Raw genomic sequence first — 20938 nt, forward strand, 5'->3', positions numbered from 1 at the left:
TTCCCTCTCCCGGCCGGGAGAGGGATCTTTTAGCCCTTCATTCGCGCCATATAGTACGAATCGACATACTCGCCGTTACGCAGCGCATGACGTTTCGCCGTGCCTTCCACTTCAAAACCAAACTTACGGTAGACCGCCAGCGCGGGTGCGTTATCGGCGAAAACCGACAACTCAATGCGGTCGATGCGCAGCCAGTTATCGCACAATTGCACCATCTCGTTGATTAACGCGCTGGCGACGCCGCGGTTTTGAAACTGAGGCGCAACCATAATGCCAAAGCTGGCGACGTGGCTGCGACGCGGGTTCTGCTCGACCATTAAACCGAGATGGCCCGCTACCCGCTCATCAAGCGTGGCAATCAGATCCCGGCGGCCCGGCTGCGGCGTCAGGCGTTTATGCCAGTGGTCGGAAGAGGGATGAGGTAGCTGGAGTAGGTTTTGATACACCTCGGGCTGCGCGTAAATCTGTCGTAACGGTTCGACATCGTGCATTTCAGCGTGGCGTATCACTATCTCGCTCATCCTGCTTCTCCTGTTGGTTGGGTTAGCTTTCACATTCCGGTCTTTCAGGCGAAGCGTCAACTGCCATTTTTTGTCACAGGGGGTAGACAAGTGCGAATGATAATGATTATTATTGCCATGCGTTCAGGGAAACCGTACGGTAATCCTGAAAGCACGACATTGCTCACATTGCTTCCAGTATTTCTTAGCCAGCCGGGTGCTGGCTTTTTTTTACCTGCTATTCAGCGGCTCGCTTCTTCTCTTTCTCAACGCTTAATTTTGCTACTGGCGCGGTGAGTTTTGCCTGGCCTGAGAAGGTGCCGCCTTTCTTGATGGTCAGCGCGCTGTAGGTCAGCGTGCCATTGATGTTGCCATTCTCTTCGATATTCAGCGTTTCGCTGCTGCACTCGCCGTTCACCGTGCCATCAATAAACAGTTCGCGACAGGAGAGGTTACCTTCAACCACGCCATTACGCATGATGCGAATAATGTTGTCTTTCGCTTCGATATTGCCGGTAAGCGTGCCGTAAATATGCACTTGCCCGTTCGAGGTAATGTTGCCGACAAAGTTGGTGCCGCTGGCGACAACCGTATTCTGCTTCTCATCGCGCAGCGTCTCTTTTTCGTTAATCAGTGAGGCTGCAATCGGTTGTAGTGGGGGCGTTTTTGGGGTTTTCTCTTTACCAAACATAGCGTTAACCTGATGTTGTACAAAGTGTAAGAAGAAGCCGAGAAGCGTTAGCGATGCCGCAACCAGTGCCCAGAGCCGTGCGTCAATGCACCAGCTCCCCAGCGCGAAGGCCCAAAAAGCAAGAGCGAGATTTAAATACCAGTAGTGCTTATCCATGCTGTATTGCGCGCAACTCCCTGCGTGGTGGGTGCTTCTGACTTATGAAAGGGGCAAAAGGATATTGCCGCGTGTTTTATGCGGGAATTAGGGGTGGCGATCAAGAGCGCGGAAGAAAAATCGGAATTTATAAATGGCTTAAAAACATAACAATAATCGATAAATAGAAGCTTCTGGTTTTAGCTCTCGCCGCGCCTGGTCTAAGGTAAAGAGAGATATTCTGCAAAGGACGACACGATGACTCTACATTGCGCATTTATTGGATTTGGTAAAAGCACCACCCGTTATCACCTGCCTTATGTTCTCAACCGTAAAGCCAGCTGGCACGTGGCGCACATCTTCCGTCGCCATCCGAAGCCAGAGGAGCAACATCCCGACTATCAGCACATCCACTTCACCAGCGATCTGGACGAAGTGCTTAACGATCCGCAGGTCAAACTGGTGATCGTCTGTACCCATGCCGATAGCCATTTCGACTATGCAAAACGCGCGCTGGAAGCGGGTAAAAACGTGCTGGTCGAGAAGCCTTTCACGCCGACCATGGCTGAAGCGATCACGCTATTTGAGCTGGCGAAAAGCAAAGGCCTGACGGTGACGCCGTATCAGAACCGCCGTTTTGACTCCTGCTTCCTCACCACCAAAAAGGTGATTGAGAGCGGCAAACTGGGTGAGATCGTCGAGATCGAAAGTCATTTTGACTACTACCGCCCGGAAGCGGAAAGCAAGCCGGGTCTGCCGCAGGATGGCTCGTTTTATGGCCTCGGCGTGCACACCATGGATCAAATTATCTCGCTGTTTGGCCGCCCGGATCACGCCGCGTACGACATTCGCAGCCTGCGCAACAAAGCCAACCCTGACGATACGTTTGAAGCACAACTCTTCTATGGCGATCTGAAAGCGATTGTGAAAACCAGCCATCTGGTCAAAATCGATTACCCGAAATTTATCGTCCATGGTCGTAAAGGCTCGTTCGTTAAATATGGCGTCGATCAGCAGGAGACCAGCCTGAAGGCGAATATCATGCCGGGCGACGCGGGCTTTGCCGCAGACGACAGCGTGGGCATTCTGGAGTATGTCAACGAGGCGGGCGAAACGGTGCGTGAAGAGATTACGCCCGAGTCGGGCGACTACGGACGCGTCTATGATGCGCTCTATGAAACGCTGACGAACGGCGCGGAAAATTACGTCAAGGAAACTGACGTTCTTACCAACCTTGAGCTGCTGGAACGCGCGTTTGAGCAGGCGTCGCCTGCCACGATAACCCTTGCCAAATAAGGCTGAATGGCTCCTCTTTTCTTGTTCACTTTTTTTGAACAGAGGAGTCAATTTTCACCCTCTATGATTGGGCAATGATTGCGTCCACACTTACCCCATCGAAAACAGACGGGGTAAACAAGATGATTTTCTTACGCAAAGCAAATGACCGCGGACACGCTAACCATGGCTGGCTGGACTCCTGGCACACCTTCTCGTTTGCTAACTATTACGATCCGAACTTCATGGGTTTTTCAGCGCTGCGCGTGATTAACGATGATGTTATCGATGCGGGGCAGGGCTTCGGGACCCATCCGCATAAAGACATGGAAATCCTGACTTATGTCCTGGAAGGTGCGGTAGAGCATCAGGACAGCATGGGTAACAAAGAGCAGGTTCCGGCGGGTGAATTCCAGATCATGAGCGCCGGTACCGGAGTACGCCACTCTGAGTACAACCCGAGCAAAACCGATCGTCTGCGCCTGTACCAAATCTGGATCATTCCGGAAACTAACGGTATCGAGCCGCGCTACGAGCAGCGCCGCTTTGACGCTACCCAGGGCAAACAGCTGGTGCTTTCGCCGGACGCCCGCGACGGTTCGCTGAAAGTGCATCAGGATATGGAGCTTTACCGCTGGGCGCTGCTGAAAGATGAGCAGTCTGTGCATCAGATCGCCGCCGAACGTCGCGTCTGGATCCAGGTCGTGAAAGGTGAAGTCACCATTAATGGCACCAAAGCGACCACCAGCGATGGTCTTGCGATCTGGGATGAGCAGGCGATCTCTGTGCATGCCGACAGCGACAGCGAAATCCTGCTCTTCGATCTGCCGCCGGTGTGATGTGGCGTAAATAAATCGCGCAATCCTGGGGTTTTTGACCGCAGGATTGCGCATTGTCCGTGATAAACTGCGCACCCCTCTCTTTTGCGTAAATTATCAGGGCGATGAAAAAGAAAAGACCCGTACTACAGGATGTGGCCGATCGCGTAGGCGTGACCAAAATGACGGTCAGCCGTTTTTTGCGTAACCCGGAACAGGTTTCCGTCGCTTTACGGGGCAAAATCGCCGCTGTCCTTGATGAACTGGGTTATATCCCCAACCGCGCACCCGATATTCTCTCCAACGCCACCAGCCGCGCCATTGGCGTGCTTCTCCCCTCTTTGACGAACCAGGTCTTCGCTGAAGTGCTTCGCGGCATTGAAAGCGTCACCGACGCGCACGGTTATCAAACCATGCTGGCGCACTATGGCTACAAAGCGGAAATGGAGGAGGAGCGGCTGGAGTCGATGCTCTCCTGGAACATCGATGGACTGATCCTCACCGAACGCACCCACACGCCGCGCACGTTGAAAATGATCGAAGTGGCGGGCATTCCGGTTGTGGAATTGATGGACAGCAAATCTCCCTGCCTCGATATCGCCGTTGGCTTTGATAACTTTGAGGCCGCCAGGCAAATTACCGCCGCCATTCTTGCGCGCGGCCATCGTCGCGTTGCCTATCTCGGTGCACGTCTGGATGAACGTACTATCATCAAACAGAAGGGGTACGAGCAGGCGATGCTGGATGCGGGGCTGACGCCGTACAGTGTGATGGTGGAACAATCCTCCTCTTATACCGCCGGCATTGAGTTGATGCGTCAGGCGCGCCGCGAGTATCCGCAGCTTGATGGGATCTTCTGTACTAACGATGATCTTGCCGTTGGCGCCGCGTTTGAGTGCCAGCGCCTGGGGCTGAAGATCCCACAAGATATGGCGATTGCCGGGTTCCACGGGCATGACATCGGTCAGGTGATGGAGCCGCGTCTGGCAAGCGTGCTGACGCCGCGTGAGCGCATGGGGCGCATCGGTGCGGAACGGCTGCTGGCGCGTATCCGTGGTGAAGCAGTTACGCCAAAAATGTTAGATTTAGGTTTCACTTTGTCACCGGGTGGATCTATTTAGTCTGACAAATTTGAAGTAGCTCACACTTATTTATCTCTGACCGCTGTGGATATTGCTTCTCTGGGATCGCGGCAGGACAATGTTACCGATAACAGTTACCCGTAACAATCACTCTTGCACCCGTGGGGGCTTCCCTTTGAGCACAACAAACCTTGATCACCATGTTTTCGTTCTGATGGGCGTTTCAGGCAGCGGCAAATCAGCGGTTGCCAGCGAAGTCGCGTATCAGCTTAAAGCCGCGTTTCTCGACGGCGACTTTCTCCATCCGCGGAGCAACATCAACAAGATGGCCTCCGGCGAGCCGCTGAATGACGATGACCGCAAACCGTGGTTGCAGGCGCTGAACGATGCTGCCTTCGCTATGCAGCGCACCAACAAAGTGTCGCTGATCGTCTGCTCGGCGCTGAAAAAGCACTATCGCGACCAGCTGCGCGCCGGTAATCCTAACCTCTCCTTTATCTACCTGAAGGGCGAATTCGATGTTATCGAAAGCCGCCTGAAAGCGCGTAAAGGCCACTTCTTCAAAACGCAGATGCTGGTCACCCAGTTCGAAACGCTGCAGGAGCCGGGCGAAGATGAACGCGATGTGCTGGTGGTGAACATTGACCAACCGCTTGATGGCGTGGTCGCCAGCACCATTGAAGTGATAACCAAAGGCCGTGAGCAGTGAGTACATTAACGCTGGTATTAACCGCAGTCGGTTCTGTTTTACTGCTGCTATTTTTAGTGATGAAAGCGCGAATGCACGCTTTCGTTGCGCTGATGGTGGTCTCGATTGGTGCCGGGCTCTTCTCCGGTATGCCGCTAACGAAAATTGCGCAGACCATGGAAAAGGGGATGGGCGGTACGCTCGGGTTCCTCGCCATTGTGGTCGCACTCGGCGCGATGTTCGGCAAAATCCTGCATGAGACCGGTGCGGTGGACCAAATCGCCGTCAAAATGCTTAACTCCTTCGGGCACAGCCGCGCGCACTATGCGATTGGCCTCGCCGGGCTGATTTGCGCCCTGCCGCTCTTCTTCGAAGTGGCGATTGTCCTGCTGATAAGCGTTGCCTTCTCGATGGCGCGCCACACCGGCACTAACCTGGTCAAACTGGTTATCCCGCTGTTCGCAGGCGTTGCGGCAGCGGCGGCATTTCTGCTGCCGGGGCCTGCACCGATGCTGCTCGCCTCGCAGATGCATGCAGATTTCGGCTGGATGATCCTGATTGGCCTCTGCGCCGCGATCCCGGGCATGCTGGTCGCCGGGCCGCTGTGGGGCAACTTTATTAGCCGCCACGTTGAGTTGCATATTCCGGACGATGTTAGCGAGCCGCATCTCGGCGAAGGCAAAATGCCGTCGTTTGGCTTCAGCCTCGCGCTGATCCTGTTGCCGCTGGTGCTGGTGGGGATGAAAACCATCGCCGCGCGTTTCGTAGCGCAAGACAGCACGCTCTATCAATGGTTGGAGTTTATCGGTCACCCCTTCACCGCCATTCTGGTTGCCTGTCTGGTAGCGATTTATGGTCTGGCAGTGCGTCAGGGAATGGCAAAAGATCGCGTAATGGAGATTTGCGGCCAGGCGCTACAACCGGCGGGGATTATTCTGCTGGTGATTGGTGCGGGCGGCGTCTTCAAACAGGTGCTGGTCGATTCCGGCGTTGGCCCAGCGCTCGGTGAAGCGTTAACCGGCATGGGTCTACCGATTGCCCTGACCTGTTTCGTGCTGGCAGCGGCGGTGCGCATTATCCAGGGGTCCGCAACGGTCGCCTGTCTGACCGCAGTCGGTCTGGTAATGCCGGTTATTGAACAGCTGCACTTCAACGGCGCGCAGATGGCGGCACTCTCAATCTGTATCGCGGGCGGTTCGATTGTGGTGAGCCATGTGAATGATGCCGGTTTCTGGCTCTATGGCCGCTTTACTGGCGCGACAGAAGCGCAAACCCTGAAGACCTGGACAATGATGGAAACCATCCTCGGCACTACCGGTGCGATTATCGGGATGATCGCCTTTACGCTGCTGAGCTAAAGGCAAAAGAAAACCCGGTGGTTTCAGGCCACCGGGTTTTTATCTTAACGCTTAAGAAGCGAGCGACAGTTCCGCTTTGTTATTGCGCGTCAGCCACTGAGCCACATGCGCCTGCTCCTCTTCACTCAGCCACATGCCAAGTTTGGTACGACGCCAGATGGCATCGTCGAGGCGACGAACCCACTCATGCTCCACCAGGTAACGCAGTTCGGCTTCATACAGTTCATGACCGAAGTGCTCGCCCATGCCATCCAGGCTGGTGATACCCGACAGAATCAGTTCACTGTTGCTACCGTAGGTACGGGCATAATGGCGCGCCAGCGATTCGCTAATGAACGGGTATTTACGGCGCAGTTTCGCTGCGTAATCCTCGCGATCGCCGTTGATATCACCGCCGGGCAGAACGCACTCTTTGGTCCACGCCGGGCCGATACCTTTGTAGTACGGCGTCAGTTTTTCCAGCGCATGCTCCGCCAGCTTACGATAGGTGGTGAGTTTCCCGCCGAAGACCGACAGCAGCGGCGCTTTGCCGTTCTCGTCATGGATATCGAGCGTGTAATCACGGGTGATCGCCTGCGGTGAATCGGATTCGTCATCGCAGAGCGGGCGCACGCCGGAGTAGGTCCAGGCAATATCCTCACGCGTGAGCTGTTTCTTAAAGTGATCGTTGTAGACATTGAGCAGGTAATTGATCTCGTCTTCGTCGATCTTCACGTTTTTCGGGTCGCCGTGGTACTCAACGTCGGTGGTACCGATAATGGAGAACTCATCCATCCACGGGATCACAAAGACAATACGTTTATCTTCGTTTTGCAGGATATAGGCCTGCTTCTGCGCATGGGCACGCGGCACCACGATGTGGCTGCCCTTGATCAGGCGAATGCCGTATGGCGAAGGCAGTTTCATGCCGTCATCAAAGAACTCTTTCACCCATGGGCCAGTGGCGTTGACCAGACCGCGCGCTTTCCAGCTAAATTTCTCGCCGGTATCGATATCTTCCGCTTCTACCACCCACAGGCCGTTTTCACGACGCGCGCTGGTGGCGCGGGTGCGGGTCATTACTTTCCCGCCTTTACGCTCAACCATCTGCGCATTCGCCAGCACCATGCGCGCATCATCAACCCAGCAGTCGGAATATTCGAATCCGCGCACGATTTCCGGTTTCAGCACCGATTCTGAGCCAAATCGCAACCCTTTGGACGCCGGCAGGCTGGTGCGTTTACCCAGGTGATCGTACATAAACAGACCAATGCGAATCATCCACGCCGGGCGCAGGTGAGGGCGGTGCGGCAGGCGGAAACGCATCGGGAAAGCGATATGCGGTGCCATTTTCAGCAGCACTTCACGTTCGGCGAGCGCTTCGCTCACCAGGCGGAATTCATAGTGTTCAAGGTAGCGCAGGCCACCGTGAATCAATTTAGAGCTGTTGCTGGATGTCGCGCAGGCGAGATCCTGAGCCTCAAGCATGAGCACGGATAAACCACGCCCTGCGGCGTCAACCGCGATACCGGCACCGTTAATGCCCCCGCCTATCACAATCAGATCTTTGGTTTCCATGCTATCCTCACGCACTTTCGTAAAAGCTCAAAAATGTTCGATATCGCTCATAATAGCAAAGGAACGCGCTTTTGGTAACATCAAAAAAACAATTTAGAGTGATATGCATAACATAATGGCGCATCACCGGGGTCACGACGTACACTTGTCGCAGCCTAGCCATAATTCGTGTCAATAAAGAGAACGCCATGGATCAGTTTGAATGTATTAATGTCGAAGAGACCCACCAGAAATTGCAGCAGCAACAGGCCGTGCTGGTCGATATCCGCGATCCGCAGAGTTTCGCGATGGGCCATACGCCGGGCGCGTTTCACCTCACCAACGACACGCTGGGCGCGTTTATGCGCGACAACGATTTCGACACGCCGGTGATGGTGATGTGCTATCACGGCAACAGCAGTAAAGGTGCCGCGCAATATCTGTTGCAGCAGGGCTATGAAGAGGTCTACAGCGTCGATGGTGGTTTCGATGCGTGGCATCGCCACTTCCCGGCAGAAGTCGAGCACGGCACGCTTTAGGCGAAGCGCGACTCTCCGCTATACTGTCTCTCTTTGTATGGACTAAGCGACGCCCGTCATGTTGATGATTACCTCTTTTGCTAACCCCCGCGTCGCCCAGGCGTTTGTCGACTATATGCAGACTCAGGGCGTTATCCTGACGATCCAGCACCATGAGCAGACCGACATCTGGCTGGCGGACGAAAGCCAGGCCGAACGCGTGCGCAGCGAGCTGGCGCGCTTTTTGGAAAACCCCGCCGATCCGCGCTATCTGGCGGCGAGCTGGCAATCCGGCCAGACCGACAGCGGTTTGCACTACCGCCGTTTCCCTCTTTCAGCCGCCCTGCGTGAGCGCGGCGGGCCGCTGACTATCGCCATCTCCGTGCTCTGCATTATCGTATTCCTGCTGATGAACGTGATGGGCGATGAAGTCGTGATGGCGTGGCTCGCCTGGCCATGGGATGAGAGCCTGCGCTTTGAAGCCTGGCGCTACTTCACCCACGCGATCATGCACTTTTCGCTGCTGCACATTCTCTTTAACCTCTTCTGGTGGTGGTATCTTGGCGGCGCGGTGGAGAAGCGGCTCGGCAGCGGCAAACTGGTAGTGATTACGCTGATTAGCGCGCTGTTAAGCGGGTTTGTACAGCACCAGCTTACCGGCCCCTGGTTCGGCGGCCTCTCCGGCGTGGTCTATGCCCTGATTGGCTATGTCTGGCTGCGCGGCATACGCGACCCGGAACCGAAGGTGGCGCTGCCGAACGGCCTATTTATCTTTACGGTGTTACTGATGGTGGCGGAATGGTTCGGCTTAACCGGCTTCGCCATTGCCAGCGGCGCGCATACGGCAGGGATTGTTATTGGCCTGGCGATGGCGCTGGTGGACTCGCAGAATGTGCGAAAACGAACATAATTATCCAGGGACACATGATGAAACAGACACAGCGTCACGACGCGATTATCGAGCTGGTTAAACAACAGGGATATGTCAGCACCGAAGAGCTGGTTGAACAGTTCTCCGTCAGCCCGCAGACAATTCGTCGCGATCTGAACGATCTGGCCGATCAGAACAAAATTTTGCGTCACCACGGCGGTGCTGCGCTGCCTTCCAGCTCGGAAAACACCTCGTGGCACGACCGGAAAACGACGCTGGCGGCGGAAAAAGAGCGTATTGCCCGCCGCGTGGCCGAGCAGATCCCCAATGGCGCGACGCTGTTTATCGATATCGGCACCACGCCGGAAGCGGTCGCCCATGCGCTGCTCGACCACAGCGAACTGCGGGTTGTCACCAACAACCTTAACGTCGCTAATACTTTGATGAAGAAGTCGGATTTCCACGTCATTCTGGCGGGCGGCGAACTGCGTAGCCGCGACGGCGGTATCGTCGGCGAAGCGACCCTCGATTTTATCTCCCAGTTCCGCCTCGATTTCGGCATCCTGGGTATCAGCGGCATCGATGCAGACGGCTCGCTGCTGGAGTTTGACTACCATGAAGTGCGCACCAAGCGCGCGATCATTGAGAACTCGCGCCATGTGATGCTGGTGGTGGATCACTCGAAGTTTGGCCGCAATGCGATGGTCAATATGGGCAGCATCAGCCTTGTCGATGCGGTCTACACCGATGTGATGCCGCCCGCAGGCGTGATGCAGGTGATCAGCCACAACAATGTGCAGCTGGAACTCTGCTAGCCGTTATACCCCATAACCCATGATTTTCAGCAGCCGCTGGGCGTGCTGCACCGCATCCTGACGGTGGGCAACGCCCAGCTTCTGATAGAGGTTGCGGATATGGGTTTTGATGGTCGTCGCGGCGACAGCCAGTTCACCGGCGATCTGCTCGTTGCTGTACCCCGAATAGATAAGCCCCAGCACCTGCCATTCACGCTGAGTCAGCGGGCTGGTGCGGATCAGTTCCGGCACTTCCGGGTGCGTCAGTAAGCGCTCGACAAAGCTCTCATCAAAGTGGGCGAACTTATGCCGGTGATGCTGGTTGATTTCGCGCAGAATGCGCTGGGCGCGGTGCTGATCCAGCTCCGGCAGCGTGTTGAGCTGAATGAGCTGGCGCAACTGCTGCGCCATTGGCTCACCCTCAATCACAAAGTGGCTGATAAACCCGGTACGGTTGGCGAGCTGTAGCGCTTCAAGCAGCACGCGCTGGGCATCGTTTTTGCGCCCGGCATGCCAGTAAAGCTGGTTGAGCAGCAGCAGGTTGCGGTTGATATCGCTCATCAGGCGTAGGCTGCGCGCGTTTTCGTTTAACTCCTCAAGCACCATCTCCGCCGGGTCAAAATCGCCCAGCAGGATCTGCGCGCGGGCAATGTTGCGCCACTGGCTTTGCAGGAAGTGGTTATTGGCAAAGGCTGGTTTTGGCGTCTGGCGCAGCCACTGCGCGGCGGCGTTTTTATCGCCGGTCATTTGCCAGTAGATCATCCGCACTTTATCGGCGTTCGATACCCAGTCGCTGTGATACTGGCCGTTGCCGAGCAGGTTCTCCAGCCGGTGCAAGTGGCTGCGGGCGTTATCCAGATCGCCACGCGCCAGCGAGACCTGCACAATCAGCGCCAGGCACTGCAACTGCTGCTGCGGTTGCAGTGCGGCCAGCACTTCCATCCCCTGACGTGCGGCGGCTTCCGACTCGTCGAGCCGCGCCCACGCCCACAGAAGCTGGGCGCGAATGCGGAGTAAAAATTCATGCATCGGCAGCTGTTCAAGATGCTGCTCGCGGATAAGCGCGAAGGCTTTCTCCTGCATCTCCCACGCGGCCTGCAAAAAGCCCTGCGCGAAGAGGATTTCGCTCTGCTGGATCAGGCTCCACAGCGCGTAGTGCCAGACATCGTGACGGCGGGCCATCTGCTCGGTTTGCTGCATCACCGCCAGCGAATTGGCCAGCTCGCCTTTGCAGTGCAGAACTTCGCCATGCACCGACGTGGCGACAATCCGGCTGTAGTAGTTAGCCAGCGGCAGTTCGTCGAGCGCCACCATCGCCAGCCGTTCTGCTTCTACCGGATCGCCATCGTTAATCGCCACCTGGGCGCGCAGGGCGTTGAAATCGCCATGCAGCGAGGCATCCATCTGGGTCGTCATCTCCTGCTCGGCGCGTGCCAGCAGGGTGTTCACTTCGCTATAGCGGTGCTGGCTTTGCATCAGCCACGCCTGCAGCAGCACCAGCCGCGGGTTCTCCAGCAGGCTCTCCCACGGCAGCGCTTTCAGCGACTCCTCCAGCAGGCTCAGCTCGCTGTGGTTAAACAGACCCCACGCGTGATTGAGCAGGATATCGCGCAGCATCACGCCGTCGCCCGCCGCCAGAGCATGGTGGATCGCTTCGCTCGGGAAACCTTGCGCCATCCAGCTCTCGGCCGCCGCGCGGTGAATATTGGGTAGCTCCGTCGCCAGCTCCCACTGGCAGCGCTGGCGCAGGAAACTGCCGAACAGCGGGTGGTAGCTAAACCACTCGCCGGAGTCATCCATGCGCTGTAAAAAGAGCCCCTGACGCTCAATCTCTTCGAGCCGCATCTGCCCGTTCTCTTCGCCGGTGACGCGCACAATCAGCGCATCGTTCATTGAGCGCAGCAGAGCACTTTTGAGAAGGAACTGGCGGGTGGCGGGATCGACATTATCGAGCACTTCATCGACCAGATAATCGGAGAGATGGCTGGCGTTGATGCCCGCGAGGCGGCGCGCGGAGTGGTGCGGCGCGCTGTGGTTTTGACGGGCGGAGAGGGCGATCAGTTGCAGCGCCGTGGCCCAGCCAGCGACATCATCACACAGCCGGCTGCTCTCAGCCGCTTCGATGGGCGCATTGAGGCGGCAGTCAAAAAACTGCTTCGCCTCCTGGTGGGTAAAGGCCAGCTGTTGGCTGCCCACTTCGAGCAGTTGTTCGCGCACGCGCAGGTTGGCAATCCCCAGCTGCGGCAGGTTACGCGAGAGCACAATCAGGGTCAGGTTTTCCGGCTGATGGCGCAGGAAGAAACGCATCGCATCGTGGATCACCGGGTTGGTAATCAGATGGTAATCATCAATCACCAGGTAGAGCGGGCGCTGCCATTCGGTCAGTTCAACAAACAGCTGCGAGAAGAGTGAAGGCAGGCTGGCGTACTGGCGTTTTTGCGCCATCACTTCGCTGCTGACGCAATGCCCGCCGGTGGCCTGCTGCACTGCGGCGATAAAGTAGCTGGCGAAGCGCTCCTGCTGATTATCTCCCTCATCGAGCGAGAACCAGCCGACGTCGCTTTTCCCCGCCGCCCATTGCGAAACGAGGGTAGTCTTGCCGTAGCCCGCAGGGCTGGTTACCAGCGCAAGCCGATAATTGTTGGCGCCGGAAAGTTTCGCCAGCAGACGTTCGCGCACCACCGTATGGTCGAGTCGAACCGGGCGACTTAATTTGGACGGAATCAACATAGTTATCACTTCACTGTGAGGGAGAACTGAGATGCGATTTTTTTTGTGCTTCGTAATTAATCTCAATACGTTCGGACAGATGAGGAAATATTGCAAGTTATGTCCGGATCTGACGATTGTGAATTTGCACTATGTCACAGTTCTATTTATGTGCCGAATAAATTCAGCCCATGCAGGGCGGGCGGCGGCGTAAAAACGGGCAAATTTTCCGCAGAAAAATAGGCCATATTAATGGGTCGCGTAAAAGCAACGCGCAATTAGCGAAACGGTAACCTCGCCGCGCATAAAATATTATTTCGCCGCGTTCTCTGCGCGCGTAAAACAATTTATTACCGAAACGGCATTTCATTATCGGCTCACCGTGCGATAAAAATTTTAGGTGGCGGCGATCACACTTTTTCGCTCATCCCCGCTACTCCTCCCTGTCTAATCCCCGCCAGGATGAGGAAGTGATTCCCGTAGATCTGCACACTAGCGCTAATGTCGATTATCTTCACACAGGACCCGGATTTTTATGACAAAGCCAACGTTTGATAAAGCGCAATTTGAAGCGGCCCTGACGCGCCAGTGGCAGCGTTTTGGGGTTCACTCTGCAACGGAAATGACAACTCGCCAGTGGTGGCATGCCGTGAGCGGCGCGCTGGCGGAACTGTTGGCGGCGCAGCCTGCGCCAAAAGCGGCGAAGGAGCAGCGCCACGTTAACTACATCTCAATGGAGTTTTTGATCGGTCGCCTGACGGGCAACAACCTGCTGAACCTCGGCTGGTATGAGGCGGTCGGCGACGTATTACAGGCGCACGATATCCAGCTGACCGATCTGCTGGAAGAGGAGATCGATCCGGCGCTCGGTAACGGCGGCCTGGGGCGTCTGGCGGCCTGTTTCCTCGACTCGATGGCGACCGTCGGCCAGCCCGCCACCGGGTATGGCCTCAACTACCAGTACGGGCTATTTCGCCAGTCCTTTGTCGACGGCCAGCAGCATGAAGCGCCGGACGACTGGCACCGCCGCAGCTACCCATGGTTCCGCCACAACGAACAGCTGGATGTGCAGGTCAACATTGGCGGCAAAGTGAGTAAAGAGGGGCAGTGGCAACCGGCCTTTACCCTCGTGGGCGAAGCCTGGGATCTACCGGTGATTGGCTACCGCAATGGCATTACCCAGCCGCTACGTTTGTGGCAGGCGACTCATGCGCATCCGTTTAACCTCACCAAATTCAACGACGGCGACTTCCTGCGCGCGGAGCAGACGGGTATCGACGCTGAAAAGCTCACCAAAGTGCTCTACCCGAACGACAACCATCAGGCCGGTAAGAAGTTGCGTCTGATGCAGCAATATTTCCAGTGCGCCTGCTCGGTAGCAGATATTCTGCGTCGTCATCACCTGGCCGGACGCAAGCTGGCGCAACTGCCGGATTACGAAGTGATCCAGTTGAATGACACCCACCCAACCATTGCCATCCCTGAACTGCTGCGCGTGCTGCTTGATGAGCATCAGCTGAGCTGGGATGACGCCTGGGCAATTACCAGCCGTACCTTTGCTTACACCAACCATACGCTGATGCCGGAAGCGCTGGAGCGCTGGGATGAGTCGCTGGTGAAAGCGCTGCTGCCACGCCATATGCAGATCATCAAACGCATCAACGAGCGCTTTAAAGCGCAGGTTGAGCAGACCTGGCCGGGTAATAAAGCGGTGTGGGCAAAACTTGCGGTGGTGCATGACAAGCAGGTGCGCATGGCCAACCTCTGCGTGGTTGGTGGCTTTGCCGTTAACGGCGTGGCTGCGCTGCACTCGGATCTGGTGGTGAAAGATCTCTTCCCGGAATACCACCAGCTGTGGCCGGGCAAATTCCATAACGTCACCAACGGCATTACGCCGCGCCGCTGGATCAAGCAGTGCAACCCGCTGCTGGCCGCGCTGCTTGATAAGACGCTGAAAAAAGAGTGGGCCAACGATCTCGATCAGTTGATCAATCTTGAGAAATACGCCGACGATGCGGCATTTCGCCAGCACTATCGCGACATTAAGCGGCAAAACAAAGTGCGGCTGGCGGAATTTGTCAAAGCGCGCACCGGTATTGTGATCAACCCTGAAGCGATTTTCGATATTCAGATCAAACGCTTGCATGAGTACAAACGCCAACACCTTGGCCTGCTGCATATCATTGCGCTCTATAAGGAGATACGCGAAAACCCGCAGGCGAACCGCGTGCCGCGCGTCTTCCTGTTTGGTGCAAAAGCGGCGCCGGGTTACTACCTGGCGAAGAATATCATCTACGCTATCAACAAAGTGGCAGACGTAATTAACAACGATGCGTCGATTGGCGACCAGCTGAAAGTGGTGTTCCTGCCGGATTATTGCGTCTCGGCGGCGGAAAAACTGATCCCGGCGACGGATGTCTCCGAGCAGATCTCAACCGCAGGCAAAGAGGCTTCCGGCACCGGCAACATGAAGCTGGCGCTCAACGGCGCATTAACGGTCGGCACACTGGATGGCGCTAACGTTGAAATCGCTGAGCAGGTGGGCGAAGAGAATATCTTTATCTTCGGTCACACCGTTGAGCAGGTGAAGGCGTTAAAAGCGAAAGGTTACGACCCGGTCAAGTGGCGTAAAAAAGATAAGCTGCTGGATGCGGTACTGAAAGAGCTGGAGAGCGGGAAATACAGCGGCGGCGATAAGCATGCCTTCGACCAGATGCTGCACAGCATCGGCAAACAGGGCGGCGATCCCTACCTGGTGATGGCGGATTTCGCCGCCTATGTCGAGGCGCAAAAGCAGGTGGATGTGCTCTATCGTGACCAGGAGGCCTGGACGCGTGCGGCGATCCTCAACACTGCGCGCTGCGGCATGTTCAGTTCTGACCGCTCGATCCGCGATTACCAGACCCGCATCTGGCAGGCAAAACGTTAAGGAAGCGCAATGCAGAGTAAACGTCTGGAACAGGCCGCGCTGACGGCAGGAATCAGCCCAAATTACATCAATGCGCACGGTAAACCGCAGTCCATCAGTGCGCAGACCAAACAGCGGTTACTGGATGCAATGCACCCTGTCCCGGCGACGGTAAATAGTGCACCTGTGCCGGCGGTACAGGTGTTTATTCACGGTAAAAAGAAGCGGCTGGTGGTCTCCGGGAAGGGGCAATACCAGTGGCAGCTGACGACCGAAGCGGAAAAAATCTACCAGGGCGAAGTAAGCGGCGGTGACGATCTGCCGCTGCCGGGTGGCCTGGCGCTGGGTTACCACGCTCTGACGCTGACGCAGAAAAAGCAGCAGTGGACGTGCCGGGTAATTATCGCGCCTGCCCGCTGTTATGAGCCGCAGGCGCTGCGTGACGGTAAAAAATTGTGGGGTGCCTGCGTGCAGCTCTACACGCTGCGCTCCGAAAACAACTGGGGGATCGGCGATTTCGGCGATCTGAAACAGATGCTGTCAGGCGTCGGCGAGCGCGGCGGCGCGTTTATCGGGCTGAACCCGATTCATGCCCTCTATCCCGCTTACCCTGAGAGCGCCAGCCCTTATAGCCCGTCCTCTCGCCGCTGGCTGAACATAATCTATATCGACGTTAACGCAGTAGAGGATTTTGCCCAGAGCAAAGCAGCGCAGGCGTGGTGGAAAAAAGCCGCCACCCAGAAGGCGCTGCGTGCTGCCCGCGAGAGCGAGTGGGTCGACTATTCGGCGGTCACTGCGCTCAAGCTGACGGCACTGCGCATGGCGTGGCAAGGCTTCAGCCAGCGCGGCGAGGGGGATGAGCAGTTCGCTGCCTTCCGCGCGTTCGTAGAGCAGGAGGGCGACAGCCTCTACTGGCAGGCGGCGTTCGATGCGCTGCACGCGTTCCAGGTGCAGGAAGATCCGCTGCGCTGGGGCTGGCCAGCCTGGCCGCAGGGCTATCAATCCATCGACAGCCCGGAAGTTAAAGCCTTTTGCCAGCAGCATGCCGATGAGGTCAATTTCTACCTCTGGCTGCAGTGGCTGGCGTTTACGCAGTTCGCCGAGTGCTGGCAAACCAGCCAGGGTTACCAGATGCCGATTGGCCTCTATCGTGACCTGGCGGTTGGCGTGGCGGAAGGCGGCGCAGAGACCTGGTGCGATCGTGAGCTTTACTGCCTGAAAGCTTCCGTTGGCGCACCGCCGGATATTCTTGGGCCGCTGGGGCAAAACTGGGGCTTACCGCCGATGGATCCGCACGTCATGCAGGCGCGTGGCTATGCGCCGTTTGTCGATCTGCTGCGTGCGAATATGAAAAATTGCGGCGCGCTGCGTATCGATCATGTGATGTCGATGCTGCGCCTGTGGTGGATCCCCTATGGCGAAACGGCGGATCAGGGGGCCTATGTTCACTATCCGGTTGACGATCTGCTGGCGATCCTCGCCCTTGAGAGTCACCGTCACCAGTGCATGGTGATTGGCGAAGATCTCGGTACTGTTCCGCAGGAGATCGTCGGCAAGCTGCGGCGCAGCGGCGTTTACTCCTACAAAGTGCTCTATTTCGAAAACGACGATAAGGTGTTCCATGCTCCCGAAGCGTGGCCAGCGCAGTCGATGGCGGTTGCCACCACCCACGATCTGCCGACCCTGCGCGGCTACTGGGAGAGCGGCGATTTAACTCTCGGCAAAACGTTGGGCCTCTATCCGGATGAAGAGCTGCTGAGCGGATTATATGACGATCGTGAGCAGGCTAAACAGGGGCTGCTGGCGGCGCTGCATCAGCATGGCTGCTTGCCGCAGCGCGCGGGCAAAAAGGCGTTACGTATGCCGATGTCGTCGATCCTTAACCGCGGTTTGCAGCGCTATATTGCGGACAGCAACAGCGCTCTGCTGGGGCTGCAACCGGAGGATTGGCTGGATATGGCATCGCCGGTTAACGTGCCCGGCACCAGCGATCAGTATCAAAACTGGCGGCGTAAGCTTGCGGTTTCGCTGGAGGAGATGTTTGCCGATGAGACGGTGAACAGGCTGATTAAGGATCTCGACCGCCGCCGTAAGGCCGCCGGAAAACGGTAATAAAAATGCCCGGTCGCGTAATGCGCCCGGGCATATTGCCGGATGGCGGCTGCGCCTTATCCGGCCTACGCCGTTTCAGTAACACCGAACCTGTAAGCCGGATAAGCGCAAGCGCCATCCGGCATGTGGTTTCAGCCACACCGAAACATATTCGTAAGCCGGATAAGCGAAGCGCCATCCGGCACGCGGTTTCAGCCACACCGAATCACCTTCACAGGCCGGATAAGCGCAAGCGCCATCCGGCATGTGGTTTCAGCCACACCGAAACATATTCGTAGGCCGGATAAGCGTAAGCGCCATCCGGCATGTGGTTTCAGCCACACCGAATCACCTTCACAGGCCGGATAAGCGCAAGCGCCATCCGGCATGTGGTTTCATTCACACCGATTCGCATTTGTAGGCCGGATAAGCGCAAGCGCCATCCGGCAATTCCCGCCTTATACCATCATCCCTAACAGCAGGCAGCCCACCAGGCCACATACTGAAATAATGGTTTCCAGCGCGGACCATGAACGCATGGTTTCGCCGATGGTCAGGTTGAAATACTCCTTAAACAGCCAGAAACCCGGATCGTTAACGTGCGAGAAGATCACGCTCCCTGAGCCAACTGCAATCACCATTAATTCAGGGCTGACGCCGGTTGTGGCGATCAGCGGTGCCGCGATACCGCCTGCGGTAATCGCTGCAACCGTTGCGGAACCGAGCGCAATACGCAGCACGGCGGCAATCGACCAGGCCATAAACAGCGGAGAGAGGTTGGTGGCATGCATCATTGAGGCGATGTACTTATCCACGCCGCTGTCGACCAGCACCTGCTTAAACGCGCCGCCACCACCGATGATCAGCAGCATCATGGCGATGATTTTGATCGAGCTGGTCAGCGTGTCGTTGATATCGTCCATCGAACGGCCACGATTGAGGCCAAAGGTGAAGACCGCAATCAGCACCGCAATCATTGTCGCCATCACCGGGTCGCCGAAGAACTCAGCGTAGGGCAGCAACGCGTGGCCTTTCGGCAGCACCATCTCAGCCACGGCACGCAGCGCCATCAGGATCACCGGCACCAGCGATGTCCAGACGCTGACGCCAAAGCCCGGCATCTCTTCTTCGCTAAAGGTTTTTGAGTTGTAGAGCCCTTCCGGGATCGGTTTATCGATATTTTTCAGGAAACGGGCGTACACCGGGCCAGCGAGGATCACTGTCGGAATGCCGAGCAGCGTGCCGTAGAGCAGGGTTTTACCCATATCAGCATGGAAAATGGTGGCGATAGCGGTTGGGCCCGGGTGCGGCGGCAGGAAGCCGTGCGTCACGGAAAGGGCCGCGGCCATCGGCACGCCGACGTAGAGCAGGGGAATGCGCGCCGAAGCCGCAACGGTAAAGACCAGCGGCAGCAGCAGTACAAAACCTACTTCGTAGAAGAGGGCGAAACCGACGGTAAAACCGGTTAACACGATCGCCCACTGGATATGCTTGCGACCAAACTTTTCAATCAGCGTGGTGGCAATGCGCTGCGCACCGCCGCAGTCCGCCAGCAGCTTGCCCAGCATGGCACCGAAGCCCATGATCAGCGCAAGACTGCCCAGCGTTCCGCCAACACCGGCTTTGATCGATTTAATCACCGCATCCAGCGGCATGCCCTGCATCATCCCCACGGCAAGCGCGACGAGGATCAGAGCGATAAACCCGTTCATTTTGAAACGGATCATGAGTAACAGTAGGAGAGCAACACCGATAGCAACGATGACTAATGGCATGATTTACCTGGCCTTTATTTTGTTATGGGTAACGTCAGTGTTTTCGGGCAGCCGTTTTCAAAAGGTGAAATCGCGCTGCGGCACCGTTTCGGCTTACATCCATTGCTGAAAATTGTAGTCGGATGTTTTTTATCTTGTCGGTGCCGGTCGGGATGATACGGGTAACATCCCGATAAAGAGAATCACCCGGCGGATCAAAATGTAAGAAGTGAGAGCTTCGTCATACTAACAGCGGAGCAAAAGCAGGGGGTATTTGCCGGATGGTGGCTGGAGCAGGCTTATGGGCTGGGCGGTTTGATTGCCGGATGGCGGCTGCGCCTTATCCGGCCTACGGGGGCAGAGGAAAAAGCTACTGGGATGGAGCGGTTTGATTGCCGGATAGCGGCTACGCCTTATCCGGCCTACGGGGGCAGAGGAAAAAGCCACTGGGATGGAGCGGTTTGATTGCCGGATGGCGGCTACGCCTTATCCGGCCCATCGGGGCAGAGGAAAAGCCTCATAGGATGGAGCGGTTGGATAGCCGGATAGAGATTGAACCGAGAGGGCTTACATAAAGGAATAGGCCCGGTAAGCGAAGCGCCACCGGGCAATATACTCAACGCGCAGAGAGGCTTAGTAGTAGGAGTGCTCGCCGCGCTGGTGCTCGGTGAGGTCACGCACGCCGGCGAGTTCCGGGAACTCGTTCAGCAGCTGCTTCTCGATGCCTTCTTTCAGGGTTACGTCAACCATGGAGCACCCGTTACAGCCGCCGCCAAACTGCAGAATGGCGTAGCCTTCATCGGTGATCTCCATCAGCGTAACGCGACCGCCGTGGCCTGCGAGCTGCGGGTTGATCTGCGATTGCAGTAAATACTCCACGCGCTCCATCAGCGGGGCGTCGTCGGAGACTTTACGCATTTTGGCGTTCGGGGCTTTCAGCGTCAGCTGAGAACCTAACTGGTCGGTGACAAAATCGATTTCCGCATCTTCCAGATACGGTGCGCTCAGCTCATCGACATAGGCAACCAGTTGTTCAAATTTCAGCGCGGTATCGGTGGCTTCGACCGCATCCGGCGGACAGTAAGAGACACCACACTCTGCGTTTGGCGTGCCTGGGTTGATCACAAATACGCGGATTTGTGTCCCTTCTTCCTGATTCGCCAGCAGTTTGACAAAGTGCGCTTGGGCAGCGTCGGAAATACGGATCATA

The 20938-nt window shown here is 56.6% G+C and carries 16 protein-coding genes; 10 read left to right on the forward strand and 6 right to left on the reverse strand.

Features of this window, described 5'->3' with window-relative positions; translation table 11 throughout:
* Nucleotides 1–29 precede the first annotated feature (29 nt).
* Complete coding sequence (gene yhhY / locus BWI95_RS09355; RefSeq protein WP_054802638.1) at nt 30–521, reverse strand: N-acetyltransferase; 492 nt, start codon at nt 519–521, stop codon at nt 30–32.
* A gap of 217 nt (nt 522–738) precedes the next feature.
* Nucleotides 739–1347: a bactofilin family protein gene (locus tag BWI95_RS09365; RefSeq protein WP_076769384.1), complete on the reverse strand. Its 609-nt coding sequence runs from the start codon at nt 1345–1347 to the stop codon at nt 739–741.
* A 237-nt stretch (nt 1348–1584) separates the two neighbouring features.
* Here BWI95_RS09365 and BWI95_RS09370 point away from each other — a divergent pair, with 237 nt between their 5' ends.
* The 5 genes from BWI95_RS09370 (at nt 1585) to gntU (ending at nt 6547) form a co-directional block, all read left to right on the forward strand.
* Entirely contained in the window at nt 1585–2622 is a 1038-nt protein-coding gene (locus BWI95_RS09370) for an oxidoreductase (RefSeq protein ID WP_054802637.1), read from the forward strand.
* A gap of 122 nt (nt 2623–2744) precedes the next feature.
* Nucleotides 2745–3440, forward strand: a complete 696-nt coding sequence (locus BWI95_RS09375; RefSeq protein WP_023482050.1) for a pirin family protein — start codon at nt 2745–2747, stop codon at nt 3438–3440.
* Between the two features lie 104 nt (nt 3441–3544).
* The gene (gene gntR / locus BWI95_RS09380) at nt 3545–4540 is read left to right on the forward strand and encodes a gluconate operon transcriptional repressor GntR (protein ID WP_042712859.1); all 996 of its coding nucleotides are present in this window, start codon (nt 3545–3547) and stop codon (nt 4538–4540) included.
* 136 nt (nt 4541–4676) lie between these two features.
* Nucleotides 4677–5210: a gluconokinase gene (gene gntK / locus BWI95_RS09385; protein WP_054802636.1), complete on the forward strand. Its 534-nt coding sequence runs from the start codon at nt 4677–4679 to the stop codon at nt 5208–5210.
* A complete protein-coding gene (gene gntU, locus BWI95_RS09390; RefSeq protein WP_023481953.1) occupies nt 5207–6547 on the forward strand; it encodes a gluconate transporter in 1341 nt (446 codons plus the stop codon). The genes gntK and gntU overlap by 4 nt, the downstream gene beginning before the upstream one ends.
* 51 nt (nt 6548–6598) lie before the next feature.
* Here the strand turns inward: gntU and glpD are convergent, their stop codons facing one another.
* Complete coding sequence (gene glpD / locus BWI95_RS09395) at nt 6599–8104, reverse strand: glycerol-3-phosphate dehydrogenase (protein ID WP_076769385.1); 1506 nt, start codon at nt 8102–8104, stop codon at nt 6599–6601.
* 188 nt (nt 8105–8292) lie between these two features.
* On the opposite strand from glpD, the gene glpE reads away from it, so the two are divergent.
* Genes glpE through BWI95_RS09415 form a run of 3 tightly spaced genes read left to right on the forward strand, consistent with a single transcriptional unit; the run spans nt 8293 to nt 10287 of the window.
* The gene (gene glpE, locus BWI95_RS09405) at nt 8293–8622 is read left to right on the forward strand and encodes a thiosulfate sulfurtransferase GlpE (protein ID WP_054802635.1); all 330 of its coding nucleotides are present in this window, start codon (nt 8293–8295) and stop codon (nt 8620–8622) included.
* Between the two features lie 58 nt (nt 8623–8680).
* The gene (gene glpG / locus BWI95_RS09410) at nt 8681–9511 is read left to right on the forward strand and encodes a rhomboid family intramembrane serine protease GlpG (protein ID WP_076769386.1); all 831 of its coding nucleotides are present in this window, start codon (nt 8681–8683) and stop codon (nt 9509–9511) included.
* Between the two features lie 17 nt (nt 9512–9528).
* Nucleotides 9529–10287: a DeoR/GlpR family transcriptional regulator gene (locus tag BWI95_RS09415; RefSeq protein WP_054802634.1), complete on the forward strand. Its 759-nt coding sequence runs from the start codon at nt 9529–9531 to the stop codon at nt 10285–10287.
* Between the two features lie 3 nt (nt 10288–10290).
* On the opposite strand, the gene malT is transcribed toward BWI95_RS09415, so the two are convergent.
* Complete coding sequence (malT, locus tag BWI95_RS09420) at nt 10291–12996, reverse strand: HTH-type transcriptional regulator MalT (RefSeq protein ID WP_076769387.1); 2706 nt, start codon at nt 12994–12996, stop codon at nt 10291–10293.
* A gap of 514 nt (nt 12997–13510) precedes the next feature.
* On the opposite strand from malT, the gene malP reads away from it, so the two are divergent.
* Nucleotides 13511–15904, forward strand: a complete 2394-nt coding sequence (gene malP / locus BWI95_RS09425; RefSeq protein WP_076769388.1) for a maltodextrin phosphorylase — start codon at nt 13511–13513, stop codon at nt 15902–15904.
* A gap of 9 nt (nt 15905–15913) precedes the next feature.
* The gene (gene malQ / locus BWI95_RS09430; protein WP_076769389.1) at nt 15914–17995 is read left to right on the forward strand and encodes a 4-alpha-glucanotransferase; all 2082 of its coding nucleotides are present in this window, start codon (nt 15914–15916) and stop codon (nt 17993–17995) included.
* Between the two features lie 437 nt (nt 17996–18432).
* Here malQ and gntT read toward each other — a convergent pair whose 3' ends face one another.
* Nucleotides 18433–19749, reverse strand: a complete 1317-nt coding sequence (gntT, locus tag BWI95_RS09435) for a gluconate transporter (RefSeq protein ID WP_054802633.1) — start codon at nt 19747–19749, stop codon at nt 18433–18435.
* A gap of 612 nt (nt 19750–20361) precedes the next feature.
* On the reverse strand, nt 20362–20937 hold the full coding sequence (gene nfuA / locus BWI95_RS09440) for a Fe-S biogenesis protein NfuA (protein WP_023481993.1): 576 nt from the start codon (nt 20935–20937) through the stop codon (nt 20362–20364).
* Between the last annotated feature and the right edge of the window lies 1 nt (nt 20938).

It is taken from the genome of Kosakonia cowanii JCM 10956 = DSM 18146, from assembly GCF_001975225.1.
Lineage (GTDB): Bacteria > Pseudomonadota > Gammaproteobacteria > Enterobacterales > Enterobacteriaceae > Kosakonia > Kosakonia cowanii.